Origin of the sequence: Salinadaptatus halalkaliphilus (genome assembly GCF_006543045.1) — an archaeon.
Classification (GTDB): Archaea; Halobacteriota; Halobacteria; order Halobacteriales; family Natrialbaceae; genus Salinadaptatus; species Salinadaptatus halalkaliphilus.
The window spans coordinates 1-8,775 of sequence record NZ_RBZW01000029.1; the positions used below are offsets into that span (position 1 = coordinate 1).

Sequence of the window (8,775 nt, forward strand, 5' to 3'; positions counted from 1 at the left end):
TGTCGGGTTTGACGTGCTCCTCGACGAACTCCCGGGCCGTATCCCGGATCATTCGCTCTTCCTGGTCCAGATCCGCCTCGAGCTGAACGTAATCCAACGTCATTCGTGTTGGTCGACTGTCGTTGTAATTGCGTCACAGATCACGTCTGCACCGGTTCTGGCCTGGTCGTGGGTGAGCACCAGCGGTGGGAGTAGCCGCAACACGTTCCCGTGACGGCCAGCGTTCCAGACGAGGACGCCCTGTTCGTAACAGCGTTGTTGAATCTCCGCGACGAGTTCCTTGCTCGGGTTCCCGTCGGTATCGACGAATTCGACGCCGGTGAACAGCCCCTTCCCTCGGACATCGGTGACGAGTGGAGTCGTCTCGGCGACCTCTCGGAAGCGATCGCGGAGATAGGTACCGACCTCGGTCGCGTGGGACAAGAGACCGTGTGACTCGATGTAGTCGATCGCTCGAAGCCCACCGACCATCGCAGGAACGTTCCCGCGGAAGGTTCCGACGTGTCCGCCAGGGCCCCAGGTGTCGAATTTCTCGTGATAGAGCATCGCGCCGATCGGCAAGCCGGTCCCGCCAAGCGCTTTGGCCATCGTAATTGCATCGGGCGTCACGTCGAAATGGTCGGCGCCGAACCACTCGCCGGTCCGACCCAGCCCAGTCTGAATCTCGTCGACGATCAGCAGTGCCTCGTTGTCGTCGGCGATATCCCGCAGCCCTCGAAGAAACGCCGCCGGCGGGATCACGATGCCACCTTCGCCCTGGATCGGTTCGACCCAGATACCGGCCGGTGATTCGTGGCCACCGTAGGGATTTTCGAACTTGCGTTTGACGGCCTCGAGTGCGACCTCGCAGTCGACCGCCGACTCGTCGGTCGCCGAGGGATAGGGCATGTGGACGGTATCCGGCAGCAACGGCCCATATCCCTCTTTGTACTTTTTGCCTGCCGTGAGACTGAGCGCACCGGCGGTCGTCCCGTGGTATGCGCCCTCGAACGCGAGCAGTCCGTGACGACCGGTGTTGTGTTTGGCGAGTTTGATCGACCCTTCGATCGCGTCGCTACCGCTTGGGCCACCGAAGACGACGTTGCTCGCTCCCGCGAGCCCACCAGGGGCGATTTCGCGTAGCCGTTCGATGAGTTCCAGTCGGGCTTCCGTCGGGAAGTCGATCGTATGTGTCACCGCTTCGAGCTGGTCCTGGACGGCCTCGAGAACGTATGGGTTCCCGTGACCGACGTTGAGAACGCCGATCCCGGCGAAGAAATCGAGGAAGACGTTCCCATCAGCGTCTCGAACCGTTGCCCCACGGGCCTCCTCGAGTGCGATCGGCACCTGTCTCGGATACGCGACCGCGTTGCTATCTATTTCTCGCTGTTTCTCGAGCAGCCGTTCGGACTGTGGCCCGGGAACGCACTCGACTGACGGTGCGTCACTAAAGTGAAGGTCGTCGATCGATGGTCCTACTCCCATACTGGATAGTAGCCACCATGGAGTATAATTCTTGCCATCAGTTCGATAGAGATAGTATAATTTGAATTCAATACAAAGCATCTGTGTCGCGGAGGTAGCACTTGCGAGTCACGCGATCGTAGTTACAGCTACTACGGAAGAGCGGAATCGTACAGCCGTCGTTCGACCTGGCCAAGGCCTCCGACATCATCGACCCAATCGGTGTGGCCCCTGACTGCAACTAGCTGGCTAGTGCGCAAGGAACGAATTTGGTCTCTATACACAATACAATATTATCCTCAGTTCAGTATTAGGGACTCATATTGCATTAGGTTCAATTGATGGGGAAAGTATAAGTAGTATGAATTGGCATGTGCCAGCATGGCAAAACGAAACCAGCGACCAGCTGCAACGAGTTCACAGCACCGGCGGCGGTTCCTGCAAGTCGCAGGGGCAACAGGCGCTGCCGGACTTACCGGGTTCGCGGGCTGTCTCGGTGACTTCGACGAAGAGCAGGACGATCGGGACGTATTTCGGTTCGGTGCCGTAACGTCGCTTTCGGGCGATCTCCGGTTCGGAGGCACGATCACCGAACGCGGATACGATCTCTGGGAACAACGGATCAACGAGAACGGCGGCATCGAGATCGACGGCACGTCCTACGAGGTCGAAATCGAATACGCCGACGCACAGAGTGAGCCTTCCACCGGCGCCGACGCGGCCGAACAGATGATCGACAGCGGTATCGACGCACTCTTTGGACCCTACTCGAGCAACGTGACTCTCGCAGTAGCGCCGATTGCGGACCGAGAGCAGATCCCACACATCACCGGCAGCGCAGAATCACCGGAAATTTGGGAGCAACAGTACGAGTACACGTTCGGGACGATTCCAGCAGGGAACGTCATCGCCAGCGAGTCCGCGGGATCGATTTTCGACTTCCAGCCACAGGCCGAATCGGTGTACATCACTGGCGTCAACGATCCGTTCACGAGCGATACGGCGGAAGCGATGCGCGAGGCAGCAGTGGACCACGGTATCGAGGTACTCGATTACGAACTGTTCCCACGCGACGCCGACTGGACCAGTCCGGTCAGTGCAGCGATGGACGAAGATCCGGATCTGCACTTCCATGCGGCACACATCGAGGCACACGTCGACTTCCTCAATGCTGCTCGAGACCTCGGATACGATCCGGATGGCTTTTTCAGCCACTACGGAGTCGATACGGAGAGTTTCGCCGAGGGCTTGGGCGAAGACGCAGCACATATCTTCGGTGCGACCGTCTGGCTCCCACGACTCGATCGGGGCGGCGACGCGCTGTTCGACAGTCCCCAGGCGTACGCCGACGCATCCGAAAGCGCATTCGACGTGACGCCGGACTACACGCAGGCAGGCTCGACTGCCGCAGGGATCGTCTATCAGGAAGCCTTACAGGAACTGGGTGCGGCGCCGCCGCTCTCGAGCGAGCAACAGAGCGAACTCGTCGACATTCTCGAGGAGGTCGAAGTCGAGACGTTCTACGGGGACATCAACTTCGAGACCGACGGCGACCTCTACCACAGCAACGTCGCGACCGACATTCTGACGATCCAGCGAACTGCAGACGGATTCGACGTCGTGGCACCCGATGAGTTACGCGAAAGCGAGCCAACCTATCCCGCACCTGCCTGGGACGAGCGATAACGGGGAACCATGGATCTGTTCATTCAAACACTGATAAACGGTCTGCTGCTCGGCGGTATCTATATCTCCGTCGGGATCGGGTTCGCGCTCGTCTTCGGCGTCCTCGAGGTGATCGACTTCGCCGTCGGTGAGTACGTGATGGTCGGTGCATTCGCCGGTTCGGTGCTGGCTGCAGGCCTCGGTATCGACGCGTTGTTCGTCGTCCCGCTGGTCTTCGTGGCGTTCTACGCTATCGGCTTTTTCGTGCAACCGTTTCTCCATCACGTGACGACGAGTAACGTGCCGATGCCGATTCTGATGGCGCTCGTGTTCACGTTCGGCGTCGCGTTCTTCGCTCGCGGTGGGATTCTCACGACGTTCGGTCCCAACACGCGCGAAGTCCCGACCTCGATCGCGACCGGCGGCGTCACGGTGAGTGCCATCGGGACGTTTCCGGTTGCTCGAGTGCTGACTGGCATCTTCGGCATCGTTGCGGTTGCAGCGTTCCTGTACTACCTCTACAACACGAAAGGCGGATTGGCGATCCGTGCGATCGCGGAGGATCGAACCGACGCTCGCCTCATGGGGATCAACATCGCCCGCTACCAGTCGGTCGCCTACGGCATGTACGCGGGACTGACGGCGACTGCTGGCGTCTTCATCGGTATCATCTTCGCTGCTGACCCTGGGATGGGGATGCAGTATACGGCGTTTGCCTTCTTCATGGTCGTCCTCGCCGGGATGGGATATCTCCCTGGTATCATCGTCAGCGGACTCGTCCTCGGCGTCGCCCAAGCGATGTTCTCGACGTACGTCAGCGGCGCGTGGGTGTTTTTCGTGCTGTTCGCGCTCGTCTACGTCGTGTTGCTCGTCTCGCCACAGGGCATCCTCGGACGGGGTGAGCCAGTCTCATGAGCAAACGAGAAGGTTCGCTCCCCCCGAGACTCGAGTCGATCGTCTACACGGCCGACGGCGACGGCTACGACTGGCGGCTTGCGTGGGGGATCGTCGCGGTACTGTTGGTCGCGATTCCGTGGCTCGGAGCCGGAACCTTCGAGTTGCGAATCCTGATCGGCGTGTTGATGTGGATCGGCCTGGCCCAATCCTGGAACATGATCGGCGGCTACGCCGGCTACCTCGACTTCGGCCACGGTGCGTACTTCGGTATCGGCGCGTTCGTGACGGGAATCGCAATGGTCAGCCTCTCGCTGCCGTTCCTTCCGGCACTGGTGCTTGCGGGGATCTTCGGCGCGGTGTTTGCCTACGCTATCGGCGTCCCGACGCTTCGGCTCAAGGGCGCATACTTCGCGATTGCGACGTGGGCGTTCGCGGAAGCCATGCGACAGTTGGCACTGTTGCTCGATATCACCGGCGGCACCAGCGGCCTGACGCTGCCGTCGACGATGGCTGCCTTCGGCATTCCACTGCCGGACCTGCCACGGGTTATCTACCTCTATTACATCATGCTCGTGCTGTCGGTCGGCGTCGTCGTCCTCACGTACGTGCTCTTCGAGCACCACGAGTTCGGCTACAAAGTCAAGGCGGTTCGTGACAACGAGGACGCAGCCGAATCACTGGGTATCGATGCGACCCGGATCAAGCGACAGGTGTACGTCCTCTCGTGTACGACGGCTGCCGTACTCGGCGGGGCCTACGCGTTCTACATTACCTTCGTCCACCCCCAGGAGGTGCTGGACTCGATGATCACCGCACAGATGGTCATTATGGCGCTCGTCGGCGGGTTAGGCACGATCCTCGGACCGATCATCGGTGGCGCATTGATATTCCTGCTGGACCGACTCAGCGCGCTGTACTTCGGTAGCGACACCATGTACATCTCGCTTATGGGTCTGCTCATCATGCTCGTCGTGCTGTTTGCACCCGATGGCATCGTCGGGCTCCTGACCGGCGAAACGGACGCCAGTGACATCCGATCGAACCTCAATTCGCTGCTCGAGAAGTTCAAATTCCAATGACCGAGACTGTACTCGAAACCACGAACCTGACGAAGCGATTCGGTGCGTTGACCGCCAACGACGACATCTCGTTGTCGGTCGACCGTGGCGAAATCAGAGGTATCATCGGCCCCAACGGCAGCGGGAAGACGACGCTGTTTAACAACCTCACCGGATTCTATACGCCCGACGAGGGATCGATCGTCTTCGACGGGACGGACATCACCGAGTGGGAACCCCACCGGATCGCCCGTGCCGGGATGGCCCGTACCTTCCAGATCGTCTCGCCGTTTCGGAACATGACCGTCACGCAAAATCTGCTCGCGGTCGAAGCGCCCGACTCAATCGAGGACAAACACGCACGGGCACGGGAAATCCTCGAGTTCCTCGAGATCGATCACATCGCCGACAACGAGGCTCGAGGCATGAGTGGTGGCCAACAGAAGCTCCTCGAGCTCGCACGTGTGTTGATGCTCGATCCGGACTGTATCCTGCTCGACGAGCCATCAGCGGGGGTCAATCCCGCGCTCGAAAAGCGAATTCTCGATCACATTCAGGAACTCAACGACGACGGAACGACGTTCATCATGGTCGAACACGACATGGACGTCATGCGGACGATCGCGGACACGGTGACCGTCCTGGATCAAGGCCAACTCATCGCCGAAGGATCGTTCGACGAGGTGACCGGCAACGACCGCGTCCGCGAAGCGTATCTCGGCCGTGAAGTCGACCTCGAGGAGGTGCTCGGATGACTCTCCAGACGAATGCCGACGCCGAAACCCAGCCCGTCCTCGTCGCCGAAGACATCGTCACCGGCTACGACGGTCACGAGGTGCTTCACGGAGTTTCCATCCAAAGTCATCCCGGCGTTACCTGTATCTTCGGTCCGAACGGCAGCGGCAAGTCGACGCTGTTGAAATCGCTCAACGGTGTCGTCCCGGTGTGGTCGGGCTCGATTCAGTACGGCGACACCGAAGTGACGGACCTGAGCCCCGACGAAATGGTCGGATCCGGCATCGCGACGCTGCCACAGGGCGGTGGCGTCTTCGGAACGATGACCGTCGCGGAAAACCTCTCGCTCGGTGCGTTTACCGTCGACGACCCCACCGTCGTCGAGGAACGAAAGGCCGAGGTCCTCGAGGCCTTCCCGGCACTCGAAGACAAGCTCGACGCAAAAGCCAAATCGCTGTCGGGTGGCCAACAAATGATGGTGAGTCTCGGCCGCGCGATGATGACCGGGGCCGATACCTACCTCATGGACGAGCCAAGCGCCGGTCTCGCCCCGACGCTCGTCGACGACGCTTTCGATCTCCTCGAGACGCTTGTCGACCGCGGAGCGCGGATCATCCTCATCGAACAAAACGTCGTCGCCGCGTTGCGGTTAGCCGATTACATCTACATCCTCGCCGAAGGCGACCTCCAGTTCGAGGGAACGCCGTCCGAGCTCGGCCAACAGGAAGATCTCATGGAGTTGTATCTGGGAATCGAATGATATTCACTATCACTTACCAACAGTACTGACAATCAATGAGCGAGACACTCGACAAACGGGACTTCGATATCCTCTGTGCGATCGCCGAGCACGAAACGTTCAGCAACGAGACGATTCACGAGGCAACGGAGATTCCAAAATCGACGGTCCATTATCGGATCCAGAGCATGAAAGAAGATGGCGTCATCCAGAACGACCTCTTCGAACTCGACCGCGAAAAGATCGGGCTCGAGATCACGATTATCTCCGAAGTGTGGGCCGAGTTTGGCGAGGGCTACCACGACGAAGTCGGCGAAAAACTCTCCGAAGTCGAGGGCGTCAATCAAGTCTATTTCACGATGGGTGATACCGACTTCATCGTCATCGCTCGTCTCACCTCACGGGATATGGTCGAACGACTCGTCGAGGATTACGAATCGATCGACGAAATCAGTCGAACGAGTTCGAAGTTCGCCATCTCGACGATCAAAGAAGACGTCGGCATCGGCTCACTCCGGGATTACGAGCTAGAAACGCTGCTTTCGGGCCTCGATATCTCGTAAGGTCGGTGTCGAGACATCACCCGTCCGGGGGCGATTCGAGTGTCCCATCGGCCGGCCTTCGCCCTTCGAGGGGCCCTATCCGGCGCCTGAACGCAGAACTCGAAATCTCACAGCGATATGCCGGTTTGTACATCATGTTTGTCCCGCCCGCACGAACGTTCCAGCTCGAGTCGATTTCGTCACGAAGATAGTACTGTGCCCGTTCGTTTCCCGGTCGCACGTAATAGTCACTGAGCCGGACCGGGTGTCGATCGAATAGGCCGCCCGGTTCGCGACCGTCGAGAAAGACGACCGACTTCTCGGGCAGGTACAACTCCCCGTCTCGAGCACGTTTCGAGTGTGCGTTGTGTGGATGGGCCTCCAGGATCGCTTCGCGCTCTCGCTGTGGCGTTTCGGGGGTGACGACGTCGACGCGATCGACGGTGAAGTACCCGATCAGATACCGATGGGCTCGATCGCCGTCCGGTCGGCGAAGCCCGGCGTAGAAGCCGACGATGTCCCCGGGCTCGAGGGCTCGGAGCCGAGAGACGTACCCGCTGGTTCGGTGTTCACCGTAGGTCAGGGCCTCGAAATTCGGATCGTGATGGAGGGGCCACGAGGCCACGTCCGGGCTGGTGACGGTCTCACAGCCGCCACGGACGGGCTGAGGGTCGACGCGAGTCGTCAGATCCGCGGCCGTTCTGTCACTGGCGCGTAATTCCCAGGAGCCAAGCGTTTCCGGTTCGGTCGTCGCCGTGGTCTTCTCGGGAATCGGTACGTACTCGAAGCTACCGTCGTCGTACAGCGGGGCCAATGCGCCGAGATTCGTACTGTCGGCGCCGATTCCAGCGAGAACGACCGTCATACCCTCCCCTCTCTCGAGCGCACAGTTAACGCCCCCGATCGAATCACAATACCGGAAAAACACTCCAGCAGTCCGTATCAGCGCCCACTCGAGCGTGCAGCAAAAAATAGCGACACCAACAGTACGAGAAAGATCGATCCCATAACCGCGATCCCGATCCAGATCGTCGACAGGAGCGTGTTTGGAATGAGACCGGCAATGTCTGCGATCCAGAAGACGCTGTACGTTCCGACGAGGACGACGCTGACGACGTAGACGCGGAGCCCGAGTCGAACGACGTGATAGAGCGTCGTCTTCGTCGCGACCGGCGAGAGGCAATCGTCGAGTCGGCCGATCATCGTCTCACCCACGGCGGATCAGCAGCCGTGCGACCGTCCCGGCGACGACGACTCGAGTCGACGTGATAGATTCCCTCCGTGTCGGCGTCTAAGCGCTGGTCGACGCGCGCCGTGACAGCCCCGGATCCCACCCAGTCGTGACCACTCGAGTCGTTCATCGACCTGTTGATCTAGCGTTGGAGTCTACATTATTGAATGTTTACCCGGGAAAAGTTGTGTCGACTCATAGGGCTTGGCGTAGATCCTCGCACGTCCCAGCGTAACAGATCACGGATATGTTGAACTCGGCGTGCAAGACTTAGAGTGTGTAGTCAGCACAACGACTCCATTTGTTCAGGCATTCGCCACTGGATCACCGCTCAGTATGCGTGTCTATCAGGCAGCCACCTTGACGAAAATGTATGAGTTTACCCCGAAGTCTCGACAGCCGGTACAGCGTGAGTCCGTGAGATCATCTCATTGTTGTTGACGACTCGGCGAAGTTCTTCGTAGG

General features: G+C 59.6%; 10 protein-coding genes. 6 read left to right on the forward strand and 4 right to left on the reverse strand.

The features are described from left to right. Window positions 1-99: 99 nt before the first annotated feature. Window positions 100-1,464 (reverse strand): aspartate aminotransferase family protein, encoded by a 1,365-nt coding sequence (locus tag D8Y22_RS11760; RefSeq protein ID WP_141464903.1) that lies wholly within the window; start codon window positions 1,462-1,464, stop codon window positions 100-102. Between the two features lie 360 nt (window positions 1,465-1,824). On the opposite strand from D8Y22_RS11760, the gene D8Y22_RS11765 reads away from it, so the two are divergent. Genes D8Y22_RS11765 through D8Y22_RS11785 form a run of 6 tightly spaced genes read left to right on the forward strand, consistent with a single transcriptional unit; the run spans window position 1,825 to window position 7,100 of the window. Beyond that, on the forward strand, window positions 1,825-3,129 hold the full coding sequence (locus tag D8Y22_RS11765) for an amino acid ABC transporter substrate-binding protein (protein ID WP_141464904.1): 1,305 nt from the start codon (window positions 1,825-1,827) through the stop codon (window positions 3,127-3,129). Between the two features lie 9 nt (window positions 3,130-3,138). After that, window positions 3,139-4,023, forward strand: a complete 885-nt coding sequence (locus D8Y22_RS11770; RefSeq protein WP_141464905.1) for a branched-chain amino acid ABC transporter permease — start codon at window positions 3,139-3,141, stop codon at window positions 4,021-4,023. After that, window positions 4,020-5,084 (forward strand): branched-chain amino acid ABC transporter permease, encoded by a 1,065-nt coding sequence (locus D8Y22_RS11775; protein WP_141464906.1) that lies wholly within the window; start codon window positions 4,020-4,022, stop codon window positions 5,082-5,084. The genes D8Y22_RS11770 and D8Y22_RS11775 overlap by 4 nt, the downstream gene beginning before the upstream one ends. Further along, window positions 5,081-5,818 (forward strand): ABC transporter ATP-binding protein, encoded by a 738-nt coding sequence (locus D8Y22_RS22665; protein ID WP_217350882.1) that lies wholly within the window; start codon window positions 5,081-5,083, stop codon window positions 5,816-5,818. The genes D8Y22_RS11775 and D8Y22_RS22665 overlap by 4 nt, the downstream gene beginning before the upstream one ends. Continuing rightward, the gene (locus D8Y22_RS22670; protein ID WP_217350883.1) at window positions 5,815-6,558 is read left to right on the forward strand and encodes an ABC transporter ATP-binding protein; all 744 of its coding nucleotides are present in this window, start codon (window positions 5,815-5,817) and stop codon (window positions 6,556-6,558) included. The genes D8Y22_RS22665 and D8Y22_RS22670 overlap by 4 nt, the downstream gene beginning before the upstream one ends. 35 nt (window positions 6,559-6,593) lie before the next feature. Next, window positions 6,594-7,100, forward strand: coding sequence for an Lrp/AsnC family transcriptional regulator (locus D8Y22_RS11785; protein WP_141464907.1), 507 nt, complete (start codon window positions 6,594-6,596; stop codon window positions 7,098-7,100). A 16-nt stretch (window positions 7,101-7,116) separates the two neighbouring features. Here D8Y22_RS11785 and D8Y22_RS11790 read toward each other — a convergent pair whose 3' ends face one another. From D8Y22_RS11790 to D8Y22_RS22385, 3 genes are all read right to left on the reverse strand, one after another. Then, window positions 7,117-7,944, reverse strand: coding sequence for an Nmad3 family putative nucleotide modification protein (locus tag D8Y22_RS11790; RefSeq protein WP_141464908.1), 828 nt, complete (start codon window positions 7,942-7,944; stop codon window positions 7,117-7,119). Window positions 7,945-8,021: 77 nt separating this feature from the next. After that, window positions 8,022-8,282 carry a hypothetical protein gene (locus D8Y22_RS11795; RefSeq protein WP_141464909.1) on the reverse strand — a complete coding sequence of 87 codons (261 nt, stop codon included), beginning with the start codon at window positions 8,280-8,282 and terminating at the stop codon, window positions 8,022-8,024. After that, the gene (locus D8Y22_RS22385; RefSeq protein WP_174811834.1) at window positions 8,279-8,440 is read right to left on the reverse strand and encodes a hypothetical protein; all 162 of its coding nucleotides are present in this window, start codon (window positions 8,438-8,440) and stop codon (window positions 8,279-8,281) included. Before D8Y22_RS22385 ends, D8Y22_RS11795 begins: the two co-directional genes overlap by 4 nt. Window positions 8,441-8,775 lie beyond the last annotated feature (335 nt).

Bases quoted from the DNA above. Each gene is read 5' to 3' on its own strand.
- D8Y22_RS22670 (WP_217350883.1), top strand. From the start codon at position 5,815: ATGACTCTCCAGACGAATGCCGACGCCGAAACCCAGCCCGTCCTCGTC.
- D8Y22_RS11775 (WP_141464906.1), top strand. From the start codon at position 4,020: ATGAGCAAACGAGAAGGTTCGCTCCCCCCGAGACTCGAGTCGATCGTC.
- D8Y22_RS11785 (WP_141464907.1), top strand. From the start codon at position 6,594: ATGAGCGAGACACTCGACAAACGGGACTTCGATATCCTCTGTGCGATC.
- D8Y22_RS11765 (WP_141464904.1), top strand. From the start codon at position 1,825: ATGGCAAAACGAAACCAGCGACCAGCTGCAACGAGTTCACAGCACCGG.
- D8Y22_RS22385 (WP_174811834.1), bottom strand. From the start codon at position 8,440: ATGAACGACTCGAGTGGTCACGACTGGGTGGGATCCGGGGCTGTCACG.
- D8Y22_RS11760 (WP_141464903.1), bottom strand. From the start codon at position 1,464: ATGGGAGTAGGACCATCGATCGACGACCTTCACTTTAGTGACGCACCG.
- D8Y22_RS11770 (WP_141464905.1), top strand. From the start codon at position 3,139: ATGGATCTGTTCATTCAAACACTGATAAACGGTCTGCTGCTCGGCGGT.
- D8Y22_RS11790 (WP_141464908.1), bottom strand. From the start codon at position 7,944: ATGACGGTCGTTCTCGCTGGAATCGGCGCCGACAGTACGAATCTCGGC.
- D8Y22_RS22665 (WP_217350882.1), top strand. From the start codon at position 5,081: ATGACCGAGACTGTACTCGAAACCACGAACCTGACGAAGCGATTCGGT.
- D8Y22_RS11795 (WP_141464909.1), bottom strand. From the start codon at position 8,282: ATGATCGGCCGACTCGACGATTGCCTCTCGCCGGTCGCGACGAAGACG.